The 24,123-nt window shown below is 60.1% G+C and carries 17 protein-coding genes; 4 read left to right on the forward strand and 13 right to left on the reverse strand.

Annotated elements, in window-relative coordinates; translation table 11 throughout:
* Nucleotides 1-147: 147 nt before the first annotated feature.
* A complete protein-coding gene (locus AC0JZ8_RS23480) occupies nt 148-615 on the forward strand; it encodes an Lrp/AsnC family transcriptional regulator (RefSeq protein ID WP_062458856.1) in 468 nt (155 codons plus the stop codon).
* Between the two features lie 15 nt (nt 616-630).
* Here AC0JZ8_RS23480 and AC0JZ8_RS23485 read toward each other — a convergent pair whose 3' ends face one another.
* The 8 genes from AC0JZ8_RS23485 to AC0JZ8_RS23520 all read right to left on the reverse strand — a co-directional run bounded on the left by AC0JZ8_RS23485 (nt 631) and on the right by AC0JZ8_RS23520 (nt 13,670).
* Nucleotides 631-3,504 (reverse strand): hypothetical protein, encoded by a 2,874-nt coding sequence (locus AC0JZ8_RS23485; protein WP_471893716.1) that lies wholly within the window; start codon nt 3,502-3,504, stop codon nt 631-633.
* Nucleotides 3,504-5,336 (reverse strand): GMC family oxidoreductase, encoded by a 1,833-nt coding sequence (locus AC0JZ8_RS23490; RefSeq protein WP_092664265.1) that lies wholly within the window; start codon nt 5,334-5,336, stop codon nt 3,504-3,506. The genes AC0JZ8_RS23485 and AC0JZ8_RS23490 overlap by 1 nt, the downstream gene beginning before the upstream one ends.
* Before the next feature lies 1 nt (nt 5,337).
* Nucleotides 5,338-8,145: a c-type cytochrome gene (locus AC0JZ8_RS23495; RefSeq protein WP_471893717.1), complete on the reverse strand. Its 2,808-nt coding sequence runs from the start codon at nt 8,143-8,145 to the stop codon at nt 5,338-5,340.
* Between the two features lie 18 nt (nt 8,146-8,163).
* Entirely contained in the window at nt 8,164-9,645 is a 1,482-nt protein-coding gene (locus AC0JZ8_RS23500; protein WP_471893718.1) for a c-type cytochrome, read from the reverse strand.
* Nucleotides 9,642-10,073, reverse strand: coding sequence for a hypothetical protein (locus AC0JZ8_RS23505; protein ID WP_174197484.1), 432 nt, complete (start codon nt 10,071-10,073; stop codon nt 9,642-9,644). The genes AC0JZ8_RS23500 and AC0JZ8_RS23505 overlap by 4 nt, the downstream gene beginning before the upstream one ends.
* Nucleotides 10,070-11,593, reverse strand: coding sequence for a c-type cytochrome (locus tag AC0JZ8_RS23510; RefSeq protein ID WP_471893719.1), 1,524 nt, complete (start codon nt 11,591-11,593; stop codon nt 10,070-10,072). Before AC0JZ8_RS23510 ends, AC0JZ8_RS23505 begins: the two co-directional genes overlap by 4 nt.
* Nucleotides 11,590-13,026: an NADH:flavin oxidoreductase gene (locus AC0JZ8_RS23515; RefSeq protein WP_471893720.1), complete on the reverse strand. Its 1,437-nt coding sequence runs from the start codon at nt 13,024-13,026 to the stop codon at nt 11,590-11,592. Before AC0JZ8_RS23515 ends, AC0JZ8_RS23510 begins: the two co-directional genes overlap by 4 nt.
* Nucleotides 13,027-13,205: 179 nt before the next feature.
* A complete protein-coding gene (locus tag AC0JZ8_RS23520) occupies nt 13,206-13,670 on the reverse strand; it encodes an Lrp/AsnC family transcriptional regulator (protein ID WP_471893721.1) in 465 nt (154 codons plus the stop codon).
* A gap of 124 nt (nt 13,671-13,794) precedes the next feature.
* Between AC0JZ8_RS23520 and alr the strand changes: the two genes are divergently transcribed.
* Together alr and AC0JZ8_RS23530 are read left to right on the forward strand one after the other, a co-directional pair.
* Nucleotides 13,795-14,949 (forward strand): alanine racemase, encoded by a 1,155-nt coding sequence (gene alr, locus AC0JZ8_RS23525; RefSeq protein ID WP_471893722.1) that lies wholly within the window; start codon nt 13,795-13,797, stop codon nt 14,947-14,949.
* Between the two features lie 9 nt (nt 14,950-14,958).
* Nucleotides 14,959-16,215, forward strand: coding sequence for a D-amino acid dehydrogenase (locus tag AC0JZ8_RS23530; protein ID WP_062576517.1), 1,257 nt, complete (start codon nt 14,959-14,961; stop codon nt 16,213-16,215).
* 36 nt (nt 16,216-16,251) lie between these two features.
* Here the strand turns inward: AC0JZ8_RS23530 and AC0JZ8_RS23535 are convergent, their stop codons facing one another.
* On the reverse strand, nt 16,252-17,619 hold the full coding sequence (locus AC0JZ8_RS23535) for a sigma-54-dependent transcriptional regulator (protein ID WP_471893723.1): 1,368 nt from the start codon (nt 17,617-17,619) through the stop codon (nt 16,252-16,254).
* Complete coding sequence (locus tag AC0JZ8_RS23540) at nt 17,606-19,495, reverse strand: sensor histidine kinase (RefSeq protein ID WP_471893724.1); 1,890 nt, start codon at nt 19,493-19,495, stop codon at nt 17,606-17,608. Before AC0JZ8_RS23540 ends, AC0JZ8_RS23535 begins: the two co-directional genes overlap by 14 nt.
* A 214-nt stretch (nt 19,496-19,709) precedes the next feature.
* On the opposite strand from AC0JZ8_RS23540, the gene AC0JZ8_RS23545 reads away from it, so the two are divergent.
* Nucleotides 19,710-21,038 (forward strand): dicarboxylate/amino acid:cation symporter, encoded by a 1,329-nt coding sequence (locus tag AC0JZ8_RS23545; protein WP_471893725.1) that lies wholly within the window; start codon nt 19,710-19,712, stop codon nt 21,036-21,038.
* Nucleotides 21,039-21,101: 63 nt separating this feature from the next.
* Here AC0JZ8_RS23545 and eutC read toward each other — a convergent pair whose 3' ends face one another.
* The 3 genes from eutC to AC0JZ8_RS23560 all read right to left on the reverse strand — a co-directional run bounded on the left by eutC (nt 21,102) and on the right by AC0JZ8_RS23560 (nt 23,571).
* Nucleotides 21,102-21,881 (reverse strand): ethanolamine ammonia-lyase subunit EutC, encoded by a 780-nt coding sequence (gene eutC, locus AC0JZ8_RS23550; RefSeq protein WP_471893726.1) that lies wholly within the window; start codon nt 21,879-21,881, stop codon nt 21,102-21,104.
* Nucleotides 21,878-23,275: an ethanolamine ammonia-lyase subunit EutB gene (locus tag AC0JZ8_RS23555; RefSeq protein ID WP_092664284.1), complete on the reverse strand. Its 1,398-nt coding sequence runs from the start codon at nt 23,273-23,275 to the stop codon at nt 21,878-21,880. The genes eutC and AC0JZ8_RS23555 overlap by 4 nt, the downstream gene beginning before the upstream one ends.
* 74 nt (nt 23,276-23,349) lie before the next feature.
* Entirely contained in the window at nt 23,350-23,571 is a 222-nt protein-coding gene (locus AC0JZ8_RS23560) for a hypothetical protein (RefSeq protein WP_062460391.1), read from the reverse strand.
* Between the last annotated feature and the right edge of the window lie 552 nt (nt 23,572-24,123).

The raw sequence follows: 24,123 nt of genomic DNA on the forward strand, positions 1-24,123 counted from the left end.
TTCCGCCTCCCGAATATCAAGCCAATCTAGCGGATCAGCGACGATCCCGCGATGCGAGAAAAATAATCGAATCTGCTCTATATAGCTTCTCTGAAAATGGGTAGAATTTGGAGAAATTCACCACGTTTCGGGAGGAGGACAGAGAAAATGGAGAGGAAGAGCGATACACCTGGGGATATCGACCACTTCGACCGGAAGATCATGGATGTCCTTGTCGGCGATGGCCGGGTCTCGGTGACGGATCTTGCCGACAAAGTCGGCTTGTCCAAGACTCCGGTGAATGCGCGCCTGAAAAGGCTGATGCAGGATGGCTTCATTCTCGGCTTCCGCGCCGTTCTCAACCCGAAGAAACTCGGCCTCGACCATGTGGCTTTCGCAGAGGTGAAACTGTCCGATACGCGCGAAACGGCACTCAACGCGTTTAACGCGGCAGTGTGGCGAATCCCTGAAGTCGAGGAGTGCCATATGATCGCGGGGCGCTTCGATTATCTTCTGAAGATCCGCACACCCAACATCCGCCGCTATCGCGAAGTGCTGGGCGAGAAAATCTCCAGCCTGCCGTTCGTGGCAAGCACGTCCACCTCCGTTGCCATGGAGGCGGTGAAGGAGCGGTAGGTCCAAGACCACTGGTCAGAGTTGAGGCGGCAGCTTTCCGTTCAACATGTCGAGCAGCCTGACCCAATTGGCACGATGCCGGTTACCGGGACCATCCTGCGCCCAACCCAAGACCCTCTTGACGCCCGCGTTGTCCTGATAGGTGAAGGCCCGGCTGCTGTGCAGAGACAACACGAGTTTTTCGACGTCCTCGGCATGGAGCGTAACCTGTTCGCCCGAATGGTTGGGATCGCGAAACGTCATCGAGCCCGGCAGCAGCCAGTGCGTTCCGATGCCTCCATTGCTCGAAAAAACCGGCGGTATCACGATGTCATGAAAGTAGATCTTGCTGCAGTGGGTCGTTTCGTAGAGCGTTTTGAGGTCGGCGCGCAGTTCCGCTTCCATGCCGAGCCCGAGCTGTCCACCGGCTCCAAGCACAGAGTCGAAACCGAAACTTTCGCTATAGGGCCCCGCGAGAGCGGAAACATCCGCGACGATGACGTGGAGCGGGGCGAACCTTGGCGAATTGCCGCACCCGCAAGATTTGGGTTCTCGTCTCGCCGCATCGCGCAAGGCACGATACATGGTCACTGTACCGCGATTCTCGACCGTCCCGCCGTCCGTCACCCAATAACGTTTGGCCTTGCCGCTGCTCGGCATGATATCCACGGCGGCATCCGGAAACACAGGGGGGAAATTGGCGCTCAATGCTGCGGCCCGTGACACGGAGACGTCAGGTTCGTCGATGGTGACGATTTCCATCCCGGGCGACGTATTTGCCTGCATCGTCTGGGTCGATCCGATGTTGGTCAGCACAAGCCGCCCGCCCGCGCCCGCGCCATCCAGCAACCCCTGGCACCGGCTGGCCTGTTCCGGCAGCGAATACCCGTCGCCTCGGCGGCACGGATTTCCAGGATCAGGATAGGATCCGACGATCGACGAATTCAGCATCAATCCAAACGAGACGTCGCCCATCTTTCCCGCCCCCATTCGGCAGACGAAGGATTCCGCCAGGATATGGCCGAGTTTGGAGCGGGCTGGTGCAACGCCGCTCACAGAACCATCCGGCACCGCCGGCTCGCCGCATGTAAAACGTCTCCAGTGAAAGCGACCGAATGTGATCCGCAGGTCGCTGGCGCGATTGATGACATCTTCAATATAAGGATGCGCCATTTCCCGCGAATAGCGCTCCCAAGCCATGAAGCCGACGCCACCGCGGGAGCGTAGTTCCGCCTCGTGCAAGCCAAAATACGCAAGCGCAGCGCTCCCGCCGGAAACGCCGCTCGCCATCACCACGTCGCAGACATGTCCCGCCTCCGCCAAGCCCCTCAGCAACGAGGCGGTATAGATTGCAGCGCGTGTACCACCTCCGGAAGCCGCGATGGCGATGCGAGGCATGCCCGCTTTCAGAGGTGAGCAGTCGCCATTTTCATAATCCTGGTTCTTCATAAACGCGAGAGCATCGCGACCGCCCCCACCCTCGGCATGGACTGTGAGCTCCGGCGGTTGCACCGCGTAATAGAACGTCAGGACAATCGGCCCGACAATCAGGCCAAAGGCCAACGTTCCGACGATGACCGGATAGATCACCGCCGCCCGCTCGAAATTGCGCAGGCTCGCCAGCAGATCGTCTGCCTTTATCATGTCGCGTGAGCGAAGCTCTATCTGGCGCCGGAATTGACCGATCAGCTCCGCGGGCGTCATGAACTGAAGAGCCGTGCCGCCGCCGGCATACCCGTCTTCGTAGTGACCCCGCAGCTTCAAGCGGCCGGCGCCATGCAAACTGATTGTGCGACCTTCGCTTTCGACGCGGCTGAGTGTCGGATCACCGTGGTAGGGATAACCGACCGATATGGCGGTGCGCCAGTCGGGCTTGAGTGTGAGCATGCGCATGAGCCTGCGGGCCACAAACTGGTCGGTCCAGAAACCGTAATACCAAGCGCACGCATAAGAAAGCAGGATGTAAAGCATCAGGACCGGGTTGCCATAACCCGTGCTGCCGCCATTGAAGAGGTACGTGATGAAATGTATTTCCGCGAGCCGTGCCCCGGCGACGGCAATGACGAGAATGGAAATCACGCGCTGCGGACCGATGAAAAACATCCGGCCCAGCGTCTTCAGGATTTCCATCAGCCGCTCGAAGAGAATGCCGAGGAAAAGCAAGATCCACATGATCCCGCCGACGAAAAGGAAAGTTGGGGCAAGAAGATGGTCGGGTACGAACAGGGTCAGCAGCGACCCGGGCAGAAGGAGTTCTACCGGATAGCGAACCGGAGCGATTGCCAAGGCGGAAAAGAAGGCAGCTTTCGCCCCGCCCCCCACGAAACTGTAGCGATCCTTGGGAAGAAACAGCTCCACCTCTGGCAGGGCATCGGCCAATCCTCCATCGGCTGTCGACCTGAATAGCGCTGCGGCAAAACCGAATGCAGCAGCAAGCGCGACGGTCATCGCAAGAACGACGGCCACGCCCACGTGCAGTCGGGGTGCGGCGACCATCTCCCCGTAGACCTCGGGCAGAGAACTCCACAACAGCAATGCCAGCATCGCAACCAGACATGTCAGTTGCCCGGTCAGCAGATAGTTGTTGGCGACTTGGCGACGCTCGGCAAGAGCGTTGAGACCTAGAAAAAGCACAAGTCCGATCACCAGCAGAATGAGGTTCGGCCAATCGGTTTCCATGGTGGGGCCAAGTGCCAGCATCACGGTCAGCACCAGAAACAGCGCCGGCGCGTACCAGGGATAACGGTCCGGGGCGAGCAGTTTCCAGTAGGCGCGTCGCCTCGTCGGAAGCGGCCGGTTGGCCCACGCATCCAGACGTCGCCAGCCGCGAACGAAATCCGCAACCCTGTCGTTCAGCCAAGGATAGGCTTGCCGAACGAGAGACCGGCCGCGTGCTTGAACCTGCGTCATCACGCCATCTCCCCCTGTGGTGGCGAAAGCAAAACGTCGGCCGCCTTCTCGGCGATCATGTAGACCGCGCAGGCGAGGAAATAGCCGGGAATGCGGGGAAAGACCGACGCATCCACGATCCGCAACCCATCGACGCCATGCACCTTGAACCGGCTGTCCGTCACGCCGCCGCTGTCACGCGGCCCGATGGCGCAGGTCCCGCAGGCGTGGTGACCCCATGCGTTTTCGGCCACGTAGTTGCGCAGTGCTTCGTCGCTGTCGCGCCAGCGGCCGGGCTCTTCCTCTTCGGCAACGAGGTCGTCCATCCCTTCGGCCACTTTGCGCACGAAACGGACGCCCTTTACCATCGCATCGAGATCGCGACGGTAATCGCCGCTGCCTTCGGCAAACGAATGGAACTGGATGTCCGGGTCTGTCCTCCAGTCCGAAGATCGCAGCCTCACCGTACCGGCTCGGTTTTCCGTATAGGCCTTCAGCACGACCCAGCTCAGATAGTCTTTCTTTCTGATCCGCTGCGAATAGCCTTTGTAGTAGCCGCGGAAATCACCCAGCAGCGAAAAGCAGTGGAGATCAGGCTCGTTCAGGCTGTCGCGCGATTTGAGCGCCATGGAAAACAACAGGCCGTTGCTTGTGTAGTTGCCAAGACGAAAGCGCCGCCACTTGCGGTATTCCGCGTCACGGATCGAATAGGCTGCGTTTTTAAGCGTCGCCCAGGGCTTGTTCATGCGGCTGACGACGCCGATCTCATATCGGTCCTGCAGATTGCGGCCAACGCCCGGCAGATCTTCGACGACGGCGATCTCGTAACGAGCGAGATGAGCGGCATCGCCAATTCCCGACAGCATCAGGATCTTCGGCGATGCGAAAGCGCCGGCTGCGAGGATGACCTCTCGCCGCGCCTCAACGAAGAGTTCGTTGCCGTTCGCATCGATCGCGTGGACGCCCACGGCGCGCCTATCCTCAATCGCAATACGCGCCACCGCTGTTCTCAGCCGGATATCGAGCCTGTCGGGATACCTCGCCTTGACGTCGAGCAACCGTTCGCGCGGCCCATGCCGCACATGCCTGCGGGTGGAAAGGGGCGCGATGCGGATGCCGCTTGCGAAGGGGTTCCAGACCCGGTGCGCATTCGGATCGGTTTCCGCCGTCTCCCATTGCGTCCCGGAATGACCGAAGGCATCAGCTGCCGCGCGCACACAGCGCAGAAGCGAGCTCAACAGCAGGCGGTCGCGGATTGGTCTCAGCGGAAAAACCAGTTCCGTTTGCATCCAGCCCCACCAGCCGTGTCCGGTCGGATTGAGACCAGTGAGGAAGGAAAGCCAGCGCCAGAAAAAGATGCGGTAGCGGCAGCGTTCGATCCGTTCGAAATAGGTCTGCATATGCGCAGCCCGCCAGCTCTCGTCGCCTGTGAGGTCGCGGATATGGTTCCAGTCGCAGGCATTCGGTTTGACGATGATCATCGCATGATGGGCACTGCAGCCACCCAGCCCCTGTGCACGGGGATAGAGAATTCCGCCCTTTTCATCGCAGTACCGCCAGTCGCGTTTCTGCACGGCCGTATCCTCATAATGCCTGACATAGTAATCACGCGCCAAACCCTCGTGTTCGGACGCGAAAGCATGGAACGCCGGCACTTTATAAGCATCGGCCAGAGGCATATCGGGGTCGTCATCTGCAACCGCATCGCTGTAAGGCCGTTCGGCGAGCGGATCACCACCAGCTTCGATCACCAGAACGGTGCACCCCGCCTCCACAAGCCGCGCAGCCACGACCGCCCCACCCGCACCGGCGCCAATCACGATGTAGTCGTGGGTCGCTTCGCTCCCTGCCATGTCAAAGCTGCTTCAGAAATGAAATCAATGCGTCCTTGTCCGCCTGCGACAGATCCGAGCCGAAGGCATGTCCCGCATTGACGACGTAATCGGGGCACTTGCTGAGGGTCACGAGCCGATCGATCAGGCCGGTCTCGCGCACGACCGTCTCGGAATGGCTCCGCACCGCCGGGTCGGCGAGTTCCTGCGCGGAGCATTGCCCGCCCAGCTCTGCGAAGGCCGAAACCAGGCCGGGACCATTGGTGATCAGCCGCTTGTAAACGGGCCAGGCATCTTCGTCATGATCCGGCAAAAGCTTGGTATTGACCAGCGCATTGACCGGAAATCCCGACGGGAAGGGCCCGAGTGCAATCGATCCGTCATCCTTGAACGCCCAGGGCGCAATGCGGCTGAGCAAGCCGCTAAAGGGGCGGATCTGATCCGGCACGAAGCCTTTTGGGATGATCAGGCAGGAAGGGGCGCTGGTACGATAGATATAGCCTGGCACGGCCTCTTCGGTCGCTTTGTCCATCCGCCGCGTTTCCGGTGAAAGCATCTGCCGGATCGACGTGTCGAAGGCCGAAAGCCGGTTTTCGATACAGGGCATGTAGGGGTCTTTGGGATCCGCAGCCGGGCAGGCGCTGGGAGATCGTGGGTAGTTTCCGTTGCCGGAGTTTGCCTGCGTACCAGACGTCCCAACAGGCCCGCTTTCCGTATCCTTGCCATAACGCGGATAGGAATAGGGGATCTCGTGCCCGACGGAATTGTTGAGGAGATAGGGCGCCGTCGACCAGAGGCTGATCAGCGAAGGCGGTCGCAAATAGCCGCGTCCGTTACCAGGTGATTGCATCGGCGTTGCTGCACCCGAAACCGGATGGTGCACCGTCACTTCCTTCGGTGCAGGCAGGGTTTTGTACGTCGACGAGGTGAAGTTATCCCAGATATCGCCGGCCAGGCCATTGGTGGCGATGGCACTGCACGCATTGGTGCGCACCAGATCGATCGGCACCCTTCGTTCATTTGACAGATAGTTGTCGACGAGAAAGTCCGGTTTCTCGGCCTGCGCACGCATCAATTGTTTGAACTGCGCCGATTGTGCCCATGCCCAGTAGCGGTCCCAGCATTCACGGTACTGCGGCCCCGCGCCGCCGCCCTCGCAGATCCCCTCGCCAACGCCGAATTCGGCCGGAGCCTTGGGTTGTTTGCTCGAATGGCACGCCGCGCAGTTTTCAGCGAAGACATCACGACCACGGGCTACCTGCTGCTGATCCAGCGCGGCCAGCAGCTCCTTTCCGCCCGGCGCGTCCTTGAGGAGATCGGAGCGACCGGTGACGAGAAAAAAGATCGCCATGTCGGCCGTCATCGTCTCGGTCGCCTGCCAATAGACGGAGTTCTTCTGCGCATCCGGAACGCGGATTGGCGATATCTTCTGGCCACCCAGGAAGGGGCGGAAGTGCAGAAGCCACTCTTCGCTGAACAGCCCGATGTTCAAGTAAACACGGTTGAGCGCCCCAAGCGTGCCGACGGAGTCAGACCCATCCTTCAGCACCCGCATCGAAGCAGACTTGCCGTCCCGCTTGTTGAAGAAGGCATGCAGTGCCGCGGTCTGCGAGTAATCCTGAAACTGCTTGTTCGCCAGCTCGTCGCCGGTCAAATTTTCCCAGCCCGTACCGGATGCAACTCCAAGGCGCGCTACTGTCTCATAGACCGCATTCATCGTGCGAGGGTTGTTGATGTAATCGCTCGAAACGAGCGAGGTATCCAGCGACCCCGGCGGATTGGTGTGGAACAGCTGGAAAAGGAAATTGCCTTCGTTGGAGGTCGGCTTATCGTCCTCGCCGCGCGGTTGCGTGTTCCAGAAGAAGATCCGGTCCACCCAGAAGTACTGCGCTCCCGGGTTCGAGGTGATCTGCGAAAACTGCGGCCTTTCCACATCCGCCGGCGGCGTGATCGGGTTCGGTCCGACATGGCAGAACGCGCAGGACATGCCGACGCGGTACGGACGCACCAGATCGTTGTCGTTGTAGTAGGAAGGGTCGTTATAGTAGCGGTCGGGGTCCCACTTTTTCGAGGCCTTCAAGTCGAAATCCGGGTTGGGAAACAGGCGCAGCCCCATGACGCCGGTCGGTTCCCCGTAATAGGAGCCGACCGGCAGGGTCACCTCCCGGGCTTCAAACTCAACCGGTTTACCCCGCGCACCCACTTCCACGCCTGGGTATCGCCTGTCCGCGTCCGGATTGCCGCCGAACGGATCGGGAGGCGTGTCAGTCCGGCGCTGGTCGAGCCACAATCCGAAGTGTTTCGGGTCCGGTCCCGTCGCCTCATCGAAGCCCGGCTCATTGACGAGCCCGAGATACCGAAAGCGATTGTCGCGGCCATAGGCCTGGCTCGGATGCGAGGAAACCGTCTTCAGAAGATCAAATGCTCCGATCGTGTTGCGCGCGGCAAAATCCCAGAAGCGATCATTGCCGCCGGTCCAGACAATCCAGGCATTCTGACCGCGGATTGCCGCCTGTCGGATCGCCTCGGGGTCAAGCCCCGTCGCGCCTGCAATCTGGCGGATTTCCTGCGGGTACTCCCCTCCCTCAATCCCCTTGAGGAGACCCTTGTCCATCTCGGCGAAATAGGGCTCGGTTGCGGCTGGCAGACTGGAAACGTCGCGCCGCGCAAACTTGGCCTCGTCCTCGACCTTGCCGAACTGATCGGATGGCGGCTGGATGAGCGACCAGACGACGAAGCCGGCCACGAACAGAACGATCACCACCAAAGCGGCAGCGGTCGTGACCAGCCAGAAGAGGAAACGCTTCGCTTTCTTGGTCCAACCGTGCATGCGTCCCCCTCCCCGGTTTCAAAGTGTCTTCAGATAGGCGAGCAAATTGTCCTTTTCGGCCTGCGGCAGGTCCGTGCCCCAGAGATGGCCGCCATTGCCGTTGCCCGGCAGGCTCGTGTCATAGAGAAACCCGCCCGTTTCCGGTTGCTCGGCGCTGACGAAACCCCCGTTCACCGTGTCCACGAGATCGGAGCCGCGATAAAACTGCTTCGGCCTCTGTTCCGGAGATTTGAGGAGATCGGCAAGCGTCGGAACGCTGCCATTGTGGAGATATGGCCCGCGCAACCACAGGCCCGCCATATCGACGGCCACGTAGCCTTCCGCCTTCTGAAAATGCGTGAACCCCCACCGGTAGCCAGTCTCGTAATCGGCATATCGGGACTTCGCCGCGGGGCTCCACATGTCGATGCGATGCCGATCCGTTCCGAGTTCGACAATCGGGATCGGAGATCGGTAGCGCGCACCGTTCGTGTCATGGCAAACGGCACACTGCGCCTGGTAGATCCCCTGCCCCGCATCGACGGCGGAGGCGTCAACCCGGAGGGGATCGTCCGTCTCACGACTACTCTTGAACGGCGAAGGCGGCGGCCGCTGCACCGAGGTGAAGGCGATCATCCGGTCGAGGTTTTCCTGGGTCCGCAGAAAGGTTTTGGAACTCATGCCATCGCCGATGGCGCCCGATACCGCGGTTTCGCGCACATCCGTCTGCAACCCGTCCCAATGAAGCGAGAAGGTGCGAATGTTCGTCGGGGCAAGCTCGTCCAGGTTCCACAGCGGCATCATGTCGGAATTGCCGATCGTGCCGTCGTCCGGGAGCTCGAGGTTCTGGAATTTGACGGGGTTGAAAGGATCGATGCGGCCCGGGCCCCAGTCGGGTCGAGTGTCCTGCCAAGCGAACCGCCGCGCCTGATCCTGAAATGCCTTGCGCGTTGCCGGGATCAGAACGAAACGGTAGAGCAACCTCTCATAAAGCGGCATGTCGTAGATCGTGGTGATTTCCCGCATCACCCGGTCCGCGGTGAAGCGGGCATCGGCACCGACCTTGATCAGGAAGCGGATATAGGCCTGCGGATCAACGCGCGTTCCGGCACCGGCCGAGACCAGCACGCGAGGCTCATCGGGTTTAAGCCGGTAGCTGCCCTGGTGGCAGAAGGCACAGTTGGGCGAGACGCGATCGATGACACCCAGTGTCGTCACCGAAAAGCCGATTGGCACCTTGTCTCCGGCACGCCAGTACATGCCGAAGGCACCATAGCCATCCTTGCCGTTCGGCACATGCTCCGGAAAGAGCTGCGGCAGCACGCGCCAGATCCAGTAGGGCAGGCCCTGAACCTCTTCATTGCCGATCGAGCCGTGATTGAAAAGCCGGGCGAGATCCTCCGTACGAGGGGCGGCAACCGGGCGGAAAAGAAGAAGATAAACGGAAAGCGCACCCGCCACGACGACGACCAGCAGCGCCAGAAGCCCTTTCCAGAACAGCCGGGTTTTGCGCGCGCTCATGGGCGGCCCCCGTCGGCGAGTTCCTGTTCAAGGCGGCTGATGTTGAGGAGGCAGATCAGCGTCGGGATCGCCACCGAACCATCGAGAAGGACACCGGTGATATAGCCGATCGGCTGGTCGAACACCGTCACGGCAAGCAGGAAGAACACGACGCCGGCTGTGCGCGATGGAAAGACCTGCAGCCAGGCAAATAGCCGGTAGCGGTCGATATCGATCGACGCGGGAATATAGAAAACGGAGAGAATACCTAGCAGGAGGCCCGCGAACTGCGCCCAGATCACCTGGTTGACGACGATGCCGAACAGGGAAAGCAGCCATTCCGGGCAGAAGATCAGCGGCAGCACGAAACACAGGTTCAGGATCACGCCGATCCATACGACGATGGCGTGACGGGCCTTCCAGGTGCTGAGCGAGCGGGTCCTGATCATAGCGTCTTCATGTATTCGACGAGGGCATCCTTATCGGCTCCGGAAAGCTCCGTGCCGTAAGCTTTGCCCTCGTGTCCGCGGTTGGAATTACCGGTTTTTGAGGTGTCATAGAGAAACAGCTGATCGCCCGGTGCCGCATCGTCGGATTGATATCCGACCCGTGCCAGGTCGAGCACCTCACTGCCGCGATACCACCGCGCCGGCCGCTGCGACGAGGGTTCGAGCAGATCGCGCAGCGTCGGTATTGACCCATTGTGCAGATAGGGTGAGCGGGCCCAGATCCCGTCGAGGGGATGGTTCGCATAGCCGTTGGTCTTGTGGAACCGCTTGAAACGCCACGGATAGCCCGCATAGAGCTGGTTCTGTGCGGCCGCAAAATCCGGTGTGTAGGAGGCCCAGCGGCCGCGATCCGTCCCGATATCGGCCAGCGCGACCGTCCGTCCGAGCCGCTTGAAATGATCGGTATTGTAGGAATAGGTTCCGCCTGTCTTCATGCCATGGCAACCGGCGCAGGTATCCGAGAACACCTCCCTGCCGCGCTCGGCAGCGTCGACATCTACCTTTGCCGGAAACTGTGGCGCGGGAAGATCCCACATCCATTGTTCGATGCGGCGGATCGACGATCGATCCACCGTTACCGGTGTCACACCTGCGCCGAGTGCTGCGCTCAGGTTGCGCTCGGCAACCGAATTGTTATTGCCGTCCCAGTGAAGGTTCATTCCCTCCCGCGGCCGTTGCTGCCAGATCGACGGATAATCGGAGCTTCCGTTCAGCGCTGCATCACTGATCGATGCAGCGTCCATCGGAAAGTTGAACTGCAGGCTTTTGTAGGGGTTGAATGTATCGACCCGCCCGGGCCCCCATTTCTCCTGCCGCGCAACAAATGTCAGCCGTTTGCCGAGATCTGCGAATGCCGCCTGGAGGCGCGGAAAGATGACATAGCGATACACCACCCGCTCGAACGCATTGAGATGACCGCCGACTTCTGGACTGTTGATCGCGGCGATCAGCCGGTCGGCGGTAAACCCGGGATCCGACCCGAGGTCGATGAAGAAGAGAATGAATTCCTGAAGCCGCAAATTGTTTGAAGGTGCACCGTAGACCAGATGCCGCTCCGTCTGGTTCGGAAGCGTGTAGGTTCCGACATGACAAACCGAGCAGTTCAGCCAGACGCGATCGACTCCGGACACGATACGCCTGGAGACGCCGATCGGCAGGTCGTCGCCCGGCTCCTCGTAAAGCATGCCGAAATGACCCCATCCGGCCGGCCCAAGCTTGTCAGCATACATCACCGGCAGCGCCTTGAAGACCCAATAGGGTGGCCCGGTCGATGCCTCGCTGCCAATCGAGCCGTAGAGGAAATGATCTTCCTGGTTTCGGAACGCGACGACATACTGGTTGACGAAAACGAGCCAGTAGACGATCGCTGCGAGCACAAGCACTGCGATCACCACGACGATTTTCCGCTTGCGCCCGAGGACGATCTCGACCGGGGTCAGCGGATCGTTGAGATCACTCATGGCTCCGCCTCCACCGCCTGAGGTGGTGTCGCCACAACGCTTCCCGGAAAGGCCGGCGGCGTAAACACCGACATCACCTCGTCGATCATGTTCTGATGCCGGGCCTCAAACGTTGACCCGGGATACCGTTTTACCTCGTAGCAGCCGAGAGGGTTCTCCAGATCATTGAGAAGACACTTGTTGCAATAGGTGCACTCGCGGCCTTTGTTCGGGCCATTCTGGGTCTTGAGGATCTTCGGCAAATCATTGTTGGCAATCAACGGTCTTGCCATGCTGACGCCATCGCAGGCGCCGCTGCGGATCGCCTCGCCGATCACATCGGCATGCTGAAAACCGCCCGTACAGAGAACCTTGACGCTTTGATCGATGCCCCGGACCGCTTCCGTGACAGCGCGGGCATAATCGAGGTTGATGCCTTCGATGACTTTCCCCCGCCGGAAACGCCACCAGGCCACAAATGCAGGTCCCAGGACCGGATTCGAAAAGATCGAATAGTTGAAACGCGCCCTTGTGCCTTGCGAAAGCATGCCGTCATACCAGCGCCGCAGGTCGTTCAGGGGCAGATCACCCGGCGGGTTGCGGGGGTGCGGAAAGGTCGACCCGCTGGAAATATGGAAGGCATCGACACCCTTGCCGCCATCCAGCAGGAGGGTACAGATCTTGACCGTCTCGTCGAGCGTATTGCCCTTCTTGATCCAGGGATAGAGCCAGTCGTTGTGATCGACCCCGTTGATCTTCATCTGCAGGTGAAAGTCCTGACCGACCTCGCGGCGAATGGCGCGAACGATCTCCAGCACGAACCGCGCCCGCCCCTCCCAGTCGCCGCCGTATTCGTCGGTGCGGTCATTGATGCCGCTGCTGAGAAACTGCGTGATGAGATAGCCGTTGGCGCCATGCAGCTCGACACCGTCGAGACCGGCCTCTTTGGCCCGGCGCGCGCCCTGGGCAAACTGCTCGACGACAGTGCGAATATCCTCCCTGCTCATCGCTTCGGCGAGCAGGCCGTGAAAGTAATCGCTTTTGTTCGTTGAGCTCAGTCCCCTTTTGTAGAGGTTTTCAGCACCGCCCATGTCCTGCTGGCGGCCCGAATGACTGAGCTGCATCAAGAACCGACAGTCGTGGGCGTGCACCCGGTCGCCGATCGCCCTCCAGAACGGGATCTTGTCATCATCATCGATCATCGCGTAGCGCACGAGGATTCTCCCACGCACGGAAACCGGCGTGAAAGACGAGATGATACAGCCGACCCCGCCGCGGGCGAATTTCTCCTCCCAATTCAGACGCGCAGATCCGCCGTGACCGTTGTAATCGTCGAACTGCCCCGAGACATTCGATCGGAAAAGACGGTTTTTCACCGTCAAAGAGCGGAATTTCAGCTCCTGGAAGATCTGTCTGGAATTGTCTTCGTGAGTGTACTGCTGATCGTCATGCATCATCGTTCGCCCGCTGAGTTAAGAGGACGCCAAATTCAAAGGTCAGAATTTTTGGATGCTATGCGTAAAATGCTTGTGACTGACGATCACGTTATTGCAATTTTATCGAGCTTGCAACGGTAATATGCAACCTCGAAACCGGCCTCAATTCGCGAAGGTGAACTGTCGGGAGCGATCTTCTAACGACGGTTTTTCGAACGTGAGGCAAGCACGTTTCGGATGGAAAAGCTGGAATGGATCCGCAAAACCCCGGGAAGTGCCGACAGGATTTCCTTGTGGATGCGCTCGAACGCGCCGGCGTTCGCAACTTCCACCCTCAAGATATAATCCGAGCCGCCGGTCATCAGGAAGCATTCCTGAATTTCCGGATGTTTCCTCACAGCAGCTTCGAACCGGTTGAGGTAATCCTCGGTCTGCCGCTCCAGCGTGATGTTAATAATCACGGCGATGGCGCTCTCGATCTGGCCATTGTCGATCAGCGCCGTATACCCGCGGATGACGCCGGCTTCTTCCAGGAGCTTGACGCGCCTGAGACACGCGGAGGCAGACAACCCGACTTCCGCGGCCAGTGCCGCGTTGCTGATCCGCCCGTTCAGACGAAGGAGCCGGAGAAGGTTGCGGTCGATCGCATCTATCGTTTCCATGCATATTCTTTCAAAACACGACAGAATTCACCAGAATATCGATATTTGTCGCACATCCTGTCATCAAATAGCACCAAACTCACCGAATATTCAAATAATCTGCTCTCATAGGGAGGGCAGCATCATGGATATTTCGTCCTCGTTTGGTGACGCCGAAGTACAGTTCTTTGCCGAGGGTGCATCGGGATACCTGACAATCGATCTGGGTGCCCTCCGGCGCAATTTCGAAACGCTCGTCGACATGCTTCGACCGGCACGCTGCGCAGCGGTCGTGAAGGCTGATGCCTATGGACTTGGGGCAACGGTCGTATCAAGAACGCTCGGCGATGCCGGATGCCGGGACTTTTTCGTGGCCCAGTTCGTCGAGGCCATCAGTATCAAGGATACTCTCCCTGCCGATGCACGTCTCTATGTCCTGAACGGACTGCAGCCCGGAAACGAAGAGCGCTGCGCTGCCGACGGCATCATCCCTGTCCTCAACTCCTTGCCTCAGTTGCGCCGCTGGTCTCAGCTCGCCCGTCAGGTTGGCCGATCGCTCCCCGCAGTTCTGCAGGTCGACAGCGGCATGTCCCGTCTCGGTTTGTCGCCGGAAGAATGCAGCATCCTGTCCCGGGAAATGAACGAGCATGCCGGCTTGGAATTCCAGTTCGTCATGAGCCATCTCGCATGCGCCGACGAAGGCGCAGACCTTATGAACGGCGAGCAGCTGGCGGAATTTGAAAGACTTTTTGGTCTGTTTCCGGGAATTCCGGTTTGCCTCGCCAATTCCGGTGGCATCTTCCTAGGTGGCGATTTCCACCATACGCTGGCGCGGCCCGGCATTGCGCTTTACGGCGGCAACCCGACCCCCGGCTCTCCAAACCCGATGGAGCCGGTCGTCAAACTCGATGTCGCCGTGGTCCAAACACGTACCGTGCCGACCGGAACCCGGATCGGCTATGGCGGATCGCATATTGCTGACCGAGAGACGCATCTGGCAACGATCGCCGCTGGATATGCGGACGGCCTGCCCCGTGCCCTCAGCGGCACGGGTGCGGTGTATCACGCTGGCGTACGACTGCCGATCGTCGGGCGGGTTTCCATGGACAGCATCATCATCGATGTCAGCGCGCTGCCAAAGGATACTTTGACACTCGGCAGTCTCGTCGAGGTGGTCGGGGAACACCAGACGCTGGAAGCGATTGCCGAGGCCGCCGGAACGATATCCTATGAGATACTCACGGGCCTAGGGCACCGTTACCAAAGACTATACCGCCAAGTTCAGCTGCAAGACGTCTAGGGGAATGCCATGAAAGTCATCGTACTCGGCGCCGGCGTCATCGGCACGACCACCGCCTATCAACTGGCCAAGGCCGGCCACGAGGTCGTCGTTGTCGATCGCCAGACAGGCCCTGCGCTCGAAACAAGTTTCGCCAATGCCGGCGAAGTCTCGTTCGGTTACTGCTCTCCCTGGGCAGCGCCGGGCATTCCCCGGAAGGCGCTCAAATGGATCTTCATGGAGCACGCGCCGCTGATCCTGCGCCCGAAGCTTGATCGCGCCATGCTGTCGTGGATGTTCAAGATGTTGTCGAACTGCACCTCGGAGCGCTACGCGATCAACAAAAGCCGAATGCTGCGACTTTCCGATTACAGCCGGATCTGCCTTGCAGATGTCCGGGATGAAACCGGGATCGATTACGACGCGCGCATGCAGGGAACGCTGCAGCTGTTTCGCACGCAGCAGCAGCTCGACGCCTCCGCAAAGGACGTCAAGGCGCTCGCGGCCGATGGCATTCCCTATGAAGTGCTCGATCCCGAAGGCTGTATCCGGGTAGAACCGGCGCTCGCCCATGTGCGCGAAAAGATCGTCGGCGGACTTCTGACACCCAAGGACGAGACCGGCGACTGCTTCAAGTTCACCAATCTTCTCGCCGCCAAGGCCGAAGCGCTCGGCGTCCGGTTTGCTTATGGTACGACCATTAAACGGCTGGATGTCGAAGGTGGCAAAGTCAGGGGTGTCGTGACGGACCGCGAAACGCTTCGAAGCGATGCGGTCGTGGTCGCGCTCGGCAGCTATTCGCCGCTGGTCGTGAAAGACCACGGCATCGATCTGCCGGTCTATCCGGTCAAGGGATATTCGCTGACCATCCCGATCAAGGATGCCAGCCGCGCGCCGGAATCAACGATCATGGATGAGACCTACAAGATCGCCATCACGCGGCTGGGCGACCGCATCCGGGTGGGCGGCATGGCCGAAATTTCCGGCTATACGAACGATCTCGGTGCGCCGCGCAGGCGCACGCTCGAACATTCCGTGACCGACCTTTTCCCCGGCGGAGATATCACCAAGGCGTCGTTCTGGTCGGGCCTTCGTCCGATGACACCCGATGGAACGCCGGTGATCGGAGCAACCAAGATCAGTGGTCTCTACCTCAATACCGGGCACGGAACGCTGGGCTGGACGATGAGCTGCGGCTCGGCGCGGGTGATCAGCGATCTCGTCAGCGGCAAAACGCCCGACATCGATGCAACCGACCTTGCCTATGCGCGATACGCGCGCCGCTGATCGGCGTCGCCCGCAAACGCTGAGCCGCGAACAAGTTCAGGAAAGGCGCTTGTCCGCGAATTCGCTTCTGACGATGCCGTGGCGCTGCAGCTTGTCGTAGAAGGTCTTGCGGGGAATGCCGAGCGCTGCAATCGTCTGCTGCACATCGCCATCACACGCCTTCAGCGTTTCACGAATGATCTCGGCTTCGTATCGCTCCAGCCGCTGGGGCAGCGAACCCGTTTCCGGATGGGCTGATTGCCGAGCGGGAGAGCTTGTCGGATCAAGCCCCAGAACCGCACGCTCGGCAAAATGCGACAACTCACGGACGTTGCCGGGCCAGTGATGGTCGCGCAGGTACTGGCCGATTGTTGGCGTGATCGAGGGTGCTTCCCGATCGAAGCGGGTTGCGGCACGATCTGCGAAATAGCTGAACAACAGGGGAATATCGTCCCGCCGCTCCCGCAGAGGCGGAATGGCGATCGTGACGACGTTCAACCGGAAATAGAGGTCTTCCCGAAACGTCTCGCGCTGAGCCTGATCGCCCAGATCCACCTTGGACGCGGCGATGATCCGCAGATCCACGGGCCGCACTTCATTCGTCCCGAGCGGCATCACCTCGCGCATCTCCAGCACGCGCAGCATCTGCACCTGCGCAGACATCGGCATGCTCTCGATCTCATCGAGAAAAAGCGTGCCGCCGCTCGAGTGCTCGATGCGACCGATGCGCTTTTTCTGCGCGCCGGTGAAGGCGCCCGGTTCGTGACCGAACAGCTCGCTTTCGATCACCTGTTGCGGCAAGGCTCCGCAATTCAGCGCCACGAAGTTCCCGGCCGCACGGCGGCTCCATCCATGCAGAAGACCAGCAACGATTTCCTTGCCGCTTCCGGTCTCGCCGGTGACGAGGACATCGATATCGGTATCGGCGATCTGGCGAAGCATGTTGCGTAGCCGCTGCATGACCGGTGTCTGGCCGATCAACGGGGATTCCTGGCTGGAACTTTGAGCTGCTGCGCGCAGCCGGCGGTTTTCCAGTGTCAGACGTCGCTTTTCAGCAGCGCGCCGGACGCATTGCACAAGCCTGTCCGTCGCAAACGGCTTGGCAAGGAAGTCGTAGACGCCGCTTTGGATGGCCTTCACAGCCATTGGAATATCGCCGTGGCCGGTCATCAGAATGACCGGCAGCTCTTCGTCCAGACTGCGGAGGCGGTCGTAAAGTTCGAGACCATCGAGCCCCGGCATTCGAATGTCGGAGACGACGATGCCCGGGAAGTCCGCGGAAATTTTAGACAGGGCGTCCGTGGCCGAGGTGAACGCGATCGGCTCGAAACCGGCAAGCTCCAGCGTCTGGCCTGTGGCGCGCAGGAGATCGGCGTCGTCGTCTATCAGAATGACCGGCACCGCGCCCATGTCAGGCTCTGTCATGATCGTTTTCCTCATCAGCTTTCACGAGCGATATTGTAAAGCAGGTCCGTCCATCGCGGCTCTCGACCTCGATGCGCCCGCCGTAATCGGTGACGATGTCTTTGGAGATGACGAGGCCGAGCCCCAGCCCTTTTTCCTTCGACGAGTTGAAGGGCTCGAACAGAGCCTTGAGAATCTGCGGCGCGATGCCGGGACCGTTGTCGCAGACATGCACCAGCACCCGATCGGCAGACACATCCGTCGTCACCTGGATCAGCGCATCCGGCCGGCCCTCAACAGCCTCCAGCGCATTCTGGAACAGATTGATAAACACCTGTTCCAGCCGCAACCGGCTCCCCATCACGACCAGCCCGCTTGGCGGCGGCGTGATCTTCAGCGTATCCATTCGTCCGGTGAAGCGGCTGCGAACCAGCATGGTCGCACCGTCGAAGACTTCCTGCAGCAGGACCGGTTCCGGAGCCGGTCGGCCTTTGCGCGCAAGTGCCTTCAGATCATCCGTAATCGCACCGATCCGTTCCGTGAGAGACGCGATGTGATCCAGATTTTCGACCGCAGTCTCGGCCCTGCCCCGTTCGAGCAGTACCTTGGAATTGTCCGCATAGGCGCGGATCGTCGCGACAGGCTGGTTGATCTCGTGGGCGACACCGGCTGCAACCTGGCCGAGGATGGCAAGCCTGTTGGCATGTACCAGATCCTGCTGGACGGACTGCAGCCGGCTTTCGGTCTGCTTGTGATCCATGATCTCCGCCTCCAGCCTGTCACGCGCAAGACTGAGGTCGATCGTGCGCGCCGCAACCCGATTTTCGAGATCTTCCCGCGCAAGCCTCTGCTGGGCAATCGCCATCTCGGTCACCTGCCGACGTCGCAGCAGGAAGGCTGCCAGCGCGAATAGTGTCGTTACGGCCAGGATCGCCATCAGCCGTGTTTCGCGAAGCGCATCCGACATCGCCTTGGAGATTGGCAGAAGATATTCGAAGCGCCAGGGGGTGGACGGGATCGGGGTCGTGATCTCCAGGAAGTCTTCTGCTCCCGCGCCTCCCGGAAGAATAGCCTGCAGCGTCCGCGCGTTGTCTCCGACCGGCTGCTGGCGGATGAATGGCAGGGGGAGAAGCGGCGCATCGCCGAATTGCAGACTTTGGCGAATGGCGCCGAGATCGTCCGGATCCAGCGGCTGCGTCGTCATGAACCGCCAGGATGGGAGGCTGGTGATCAGTACGACATTGCTGGAATCAACAACAAACGAAGGGCGCTGCGAGTTGCGCCAGTCCGCTTCCAGCTGATCGAACTCCATCTTTGCAACGACCACGCCGAGCGGCGCTTCGGCCGGACCGACGCGTTGCGAGATGTAGAGACCGGGCCGTTTGCTGACGCTGCCCAGTGCGAAATGTTCAGCCGCCCCCTTCTGCATCGCCCGCGTGAAATAGGCACGGAAGGTATAGTCGTTGCCGACAAAGCTTGTTGGCTCCCGCCAATTGCTCGACGAGATCGCAATCCCGTCCGGGCCAACGACATAGATCACGCTGGCATTGGTCTTAACGACCAGGTCTTCGAGTTTGGCATCCAGTGCCTCTCTCTTCGCAATAGCCGCATCGGCGCTCAAGTTGACCAAAGCGTCGCGGACCTCGCGGTCACCGGCCAGAAGCAACGGTAGCGCCCGCGGTCGCTCGAGCACGGCCTGCAGAAGAGCAACCTTCAGGTCCGCATCCGTTCGAGCCTGCGCTTCCAGTCGCGTTAACGCTGATGCACGGCCGTAGCGCTCGACCGCAAACCCTGCGGCGACCACGATGCTGATCGCAGCGACGCCAAACACGATCCAGGCCAGCCGAAATTTCCGAACCAGGTGCTCAGCAGGCTGAGGATCGTTTGTGTAGGACATCGCCCCTATGAGCATAATTTCGCACAAACATCAAGGACGAGTGCGGTACTCCGCACAAATCGTTTTGCGTGACACCGGGTTAAGATAGCGCCGTCAAGTTAATTCAATAACTTAGTCGATAGGTGCGGATCTGGCACGTCCCTTGCTCGCCTCAAGTTCGATTCTAAGAACATGCCCCGGGTGGGAACCTTGAGCGGGGCGACTGGAGGACTTTATGGATATCTCGACACCCGCAGCCGGCAAGCCGGCGGCACTGCCATTCTATCGCCACCTGTATTTCCAGGTTATCGTCGCGATCATCGCGGGCATGCTAATCGGCCACTTCTGGCCTGAATTCGGCGCCAGCCTGAAGCCGCTTGGCGACGCCTTCATCCGGCTGGTCAAGATGATCATCGCTCCCGTGATCTTCCTCACTGTGGCAACCGGCATCGCCGGCATGTCCGACCTGAAGAAGGTTGGCCGGGTCGCCGGCAAGGCGATGCTCTACTTCCTGACCTTCTCGACGCTCGCACTGATCGTCGGCCTGATTGTCGGCAACCTGCTGCACCCAGGTGCCGGAATGAACATCGATCCGTCCACGCTGGACGGCAGGGCCGTGGCGACCTACGCAACCAAGGCGCATGAGACGACGATCACCGGCTTCCTGATGAACATCATCCCGGAAACCATCGTTGGCGCGTTTGCCCAGGGTGACATTCTCCAGGTCCTGTTCTTCTCGGTCCTGTTCGGTATTTCGCTCGGCATGGTCGGCGAAAAGGGCAAGCCGGTCACCGACTTCCTGATCTCGCTCACCGCTCCGATCTTCCGTCTTGTTGCGATCCTGATGAAGGCCGCTCCGATCGGTGCCTTCGGCGCGATGGCATTTACCATCGGCAAATACGGCATCGGCTCGGTCGCCAACCTCGCCTACCTGATCCTGACATTCTACATCACCGCACTTCTGTTCGTGATCGTGGTGTTGGGCGCCGTGGCGAAGTATAACGGCTTCTCGATCTTCTCGCTGATCCGCTACATCAAAGAGGAACTGCTGCTCGTTCTCGGCACCTCGTCGTCGGAAGCAGCGCTTCCCGGCCTGATGCAGAAGATGGAACGTGCAGGCTGCAAGCGCTCGGTTGTCGGCCTGGTCATCCCGACAGGTTACTCGTTCAACCTCGACGGCACCAACATCTACATGACGCTGGCAGCACTCTTCATCGCTCAGGCGACCGGCATTGACCTGTCGCTTGGTGATCAGATCCTGCTTCTGCTCGTGGCCATGCTGAGTTCCAAGGGTGCCGCCGGCATCACCGGTGCAGGCTTCATCACGCTGGCTGCAACGCTATCGGTTGTTCCCTCCGTCCCGGTCGCCGGCATGGCGCTCATCCTCGGCATCGACCGCTTTATGTCGGAGTGCCGCGCCCTGACCAACCTCGTCGGCAACGCGGTTGCGACCATTGTCGTCGCACGCTGGGAAAACGAGCTGGACAAGGACATGCTGGACAAGGCGATGGCCGGCGAGCTGACCGGCGATCCGGTAGCCCCGGCCCTACAGCCGGCGGAATAAGATACGCTCCCAAGCGTCAAAAGGGCGGTACCTCTCAAGGGTGCCGCCCTTTTGATATGTGGCTTAACGCAGGAGCGCTGCTGCCTCCCGTAGAGCCACACCGCTGATACCGGTCTGCACCATCGCCTTGACCAGAGCCGTGATCGCATCGGCCGCGCTGGCAATCGACATCCCGCCGTCGCGGATGTTCGATATGCAGTTGCGTCGGGAATCGGGCGTGCCTGACCTCGGTTCGTAGGTGACATAGGCGCCGAGACTGTCGGCTGCCGAAAGCCCCGGTCGCTCCCCGATCAGAATGATCGATAGCTTGGCGCCCAGTGCCTCGCCGACCGGGTCGGCCAGCGCAACCCGCGCATTTTCAGCCAGAACGATCGGCGCCAGGGAAAGATTCAATTCCTTCAAGCGTGTTTGAAGCGCTTCGATCAGCGGCGTTGCGTTGATTTCCACCGCATTGGACGACAATCCATCGGCGACAACGATGACCCCATCGAAATTGTCGCCGCTTTCGGGTCTCACCGAACGAAGCAAATCGACAGACGGTCCGGAGAGTTGCCGGCCAAGATCCGGGCGACGGACGTATGTTCCGCGATCTTCCGCAAGGCTTGTGACCTCGATTGCGCCAAGGCCCATCGACTTCAGACGCTGCGAAAGGCCATAGCGATCCATCCCGCTCCACACCGCCTCGCGAGCCCGTGCGTGATCCATCAGGAACGCGAGTTGCACCTTTGTCGGCTGACCGGCGCCGAAGCGTCCGAGCGATACCCGGGCCGCGGTCATCGACCTGAGATCGAGGCTGCGCTTTTCGGTGTCTTCCACCGGGACAGGCTGATCGCGATCCGTCATGCCGAGGCTCCAAGAAGAGCAAGCTCGGACAGGTGCCGGGTCAGCCGCACCGGATCGTCCTTCAAATAGCCTGCCGGATCGGTGAGCCCCATCTCGTTCAACCATGCTTCGAATTCCGGTGCAGGCGGGCGTTTCAGAGTCTCGCGGCAGTAAACGGCGTCGTGGTGCGATAGAGACTGGTAATTGAGCATGATATCGTCAGCGCCTGGCACAGTGATGACGAAGTTGACGTTGGCGGCACAGAGAAGCGTCAGGAGCGTATCCATGTCCTCCTGATCGGCATCCGCATGGTTTGTGTAGCAGACGTCGACCCCCATCGGCAGACCCATGAGCTTGCCGCAGAAGTGGTCCTCCAACCCGGCGCGGATGATTTGCTTGCCGTTGAAGAGATATTCGGGTCCGATAAAGCCGACGACCGTGTTGACCAGAAGTGGATCGAACGCCCGAGCAACCGCATAGGCGCGCACTTCCATCGTCTGCTGATCCACACCGAAATGCGCATCGGCGGAAAGCGCCGCACCCTGTCCGGTTTCGAAATACATCAGGTTCGCATCGACAGGGCCGCGTTTGAGAGCCCGCGCCGCGTCATGGGCTTCCTTTAGCATCGCCAGATTGACACCGAAACCTTCGTTTGCCTTTTGCGAGCCGGCGATCGACTGGAATACCAGATCGACAGGAGCCTGTTGCTCGATTGCCCGGATGGCTGTCGTGACATGGCCGAGGCAGCAGGTCTGGGTAGGGATCGACAGACGGGAGCGCAACTCATCGAGCAGGGAGACGATCCGGACGTAATCCTCAATGCTATCGGTTGCAGGATTGACGCCGATCACTGCATCGCCCGACCCCATCAGTAGACCGTCGACGGCGGACGCTGCGATACCGCGCGAGTCATCCGTTGGATGATTGGGCTGGTTGCGGGTCGAAAGCCGGCCCGAAAGACCGATCGTCGAGCGAAAGCGTGTCACGACCTCGCGTTTGGCCGCAACCGAGATCAGGTCCTGAACACGCATGATCTTGGAGACCGCTGCCACCATTTCAGGCGTCAGGCCGAACGTGATTGCCTCCAGCTGACGCTGCCCCGTCTCGGGCTTCAACAGCCATTCACGGAACTCGCCGACCGTCAGCGACGAGATCGGTGCGAATGCCGAAAGGTCGTGCTGGTCGGCAATCAGTTGCGAGACCTCGTCGGTCTCGGCCGCGATCAGCTCCTCGGCGAGGAATGCCTTAAGCGGCAGGTCTGCGAGTGTGATCTGCGCCGCAAGCCGCTCTACCGGACCCTCTGCCGCCACCCCCGCAAGCTGGTCACCAGACCGCTCGGGCGTCGCCTTGGCCAAGAGATCCTTCAGATCACGGAAACGAAAGACCGTCTGCTCGATCGTGGTCTGGTAGGGCATCAGGCGATTTACCGGCTCAGAGGAACATTACGTCCATCATCACGCCAGGCTCCGACCGATGCAAGCGGCAAGCGTCATGAAATGAGATCGGCGAGCGCTTTGTGGCCGGCAAGCGCTGTTTCCAGTTCCGGAATCGTGTGATTGCCTTCCCGGAACAGGTTGATCATGACCGCAGCCGCGATACTGACGTCCGGATCGCTCCTCTCGAGATGATACTTCGCTCGCCAATTCTCGAGTACGATATCGAGGACTTCAAGTTCCGTGGGGCCGAAGGTCTTTTCCATAAATGCGGGCATGACAAACTCAAACTTCTCAGTGACGGCCATCATTTGGTCGATGCGATGCAAGCTTCAAGAGGCGGGTCATCACTTTCTTACAAATGAGATAAGTTCCAGGTCCCTGCGGAAAAACCTCTGCAACCGCAAGAAGTTAGTTGCAACGCACAATCCTCGCGGTCACGAGCAACGCACCATCGACAGCGCCGACAGCCCTTTCACTCGTTGCTGCAATGCACAGATCTGACTGTCACGACTTTCAGGAACACAACCCCAGTCAAGATCGCAACTGAAACGAAGCAAGACGCAGAAAGTGCCACGGCGGCGACAACAATCGTCGCAAGGTCGAGACAACTAGTCAGCTAGCACAGCACTTAGGGAAAGCATCATCAACGAGGTTGGCGAACGTCGGCGGATACAAGACGAACGAACCCAGGCGCACGGCAGGGAATGTCCCGCCATTGAGCGATGCGAGAGATGGAGGCGACGGACTTTGCTGTATGGATACCAGTCACCGACGCACAGAAGCCCGGGCCGATCACCCGGACTTCGATTGCAGCACCTTATAGGCAA

The sequence above is a fragment of the Velazquezella soli genome (assembly GCF_977018685.1).

Excerpts from the sequence above, each read along its gene's own strand:
- AC0JZ8_RS23540 (WP_471893724.1), bottom strand. The coding sequence starts at position 19,495 with ATGTCCTACACAAACGATCCTCAGCCTGCTGAGCACCTGGTTCGGAAA.
- AC0JZ8_RS23510 (WP_471893719.1), bottom strand. The coding sequence starts at position 11,593 with ATGAGTGATCTCAACGATCCGCTGACCCCGGTCGAGATCGTCCTCGGG.
- AC0JZ8_RS23515 (WP_471893720.1), bottom strand. The coding sequence starts at position 13,026 with ATGCATGACGATCAGCAGTACACTCACGAAGACAATTCCAGACAGATC.
- AC0JZ8_RS23530 (WP_062576517.1), top strand. The coding sequence starts at position 14,959 with ATGAAAGTCATCGTACTCGGCGCCGGCGTCATCGGCACGACCACCGCC.
- AC0JZ8_RS23555 (WP_092664284.1), bottom strand. The coding sequence starts at position 23,275 with ATGCCCTACCAGACCACGATCGAGCAGACGGTCTTTCGTTTCCGTGAT.
- AC0JZ8_RS23545 (WP_471893725.1), top strand. The coding sequence starts at position 19,710 with ATGGATATCTCGACACCCGCAGCCGGCAAGCCGGCGGCACTGCCATTC.
- AC0JZ8_RS23485 (WP_471893716.1), bottom strand. The coding sequence starts at position 3,504 with ATGACGCAGGTTCAAGCACGCGGCCGGTCTCTCGTTCGGCAAGCCTAT.
- AC0JZ8_RS23480 (WP_062458856.1), top strand. The coding sequence starts at position 148 with ATGGAGAGGAAGAGCGATACACCTGGGGATATCGACCACTTCGACCGG.
- AC0JZ8_RS23520 (WP_471893721.1), bottom strand. The coding sequence starts at position 13,670 with ATGGAAACGATAGATGCGATCGACCGCAACCTTCTCCGGCTCCTTCGT.
- AC0JZ8_RS23495 (WP_471893717.1), bottom strand. The coding sequence starts at position 8,145 with ATGCACGGTTGGACCAAGAAAGCGAAGCGTTTCCTCTTCTGGCTGGTC.
- AC0JZ8_RS23560 (WP_062460391.1), bottom strand. The coding sequence starts at position 23,571 with ATGCCCGCATTTATGGAAAAGACCTTCGGCCCCACGGAACTTGAAGTC.
- AC0JZ8_RS23505 (WP_174197484.1), bottom strand. The coding sequence starts at position 10,073 with ATGATCAGGACCCGCTCGCTCAGCACCTGGAAGGCCCGTCACGCCATC.
- alr (WP_471893722.1), top strand. The coding sequence starts at position 13,795 with ATGGATATTTCGTCCTCGTTTGGTGACGCCGAAGTACAGTTCTTTGCC.
- AC0JZ8_RS23500 (WP_471893718.1), bottom strand. The coding sequence starts at position 9,645 with ATGAGCGCGCGCAAAACCCGGCTGTTCTGGAAAGGGCTTCTGGCGCTG.
- eutC (WP_471893726.1), bottom strand. The coding sequence starts at position 21,881 with ATGACGGATCGCGATCAGCCTGTCCCGGTGGAAGACACCGAAAAGCGC.
- AC0JZ8_RS23535 (WP_471893723.1), bottom strand. The coding sequence starts at position 17,619 with ATGACAGAGCCTGACATGGGCGCGGTGCCGGTCATTCTGATAGACGAC.
- AC0JZ8_RS23490 (WP_092664265.1), bottom strand. The coding sequence starts at position 5,336 with ATGGCAGGGAGCGAAGCGACCCACGACTACATCGTGATTGGCGCCGGT.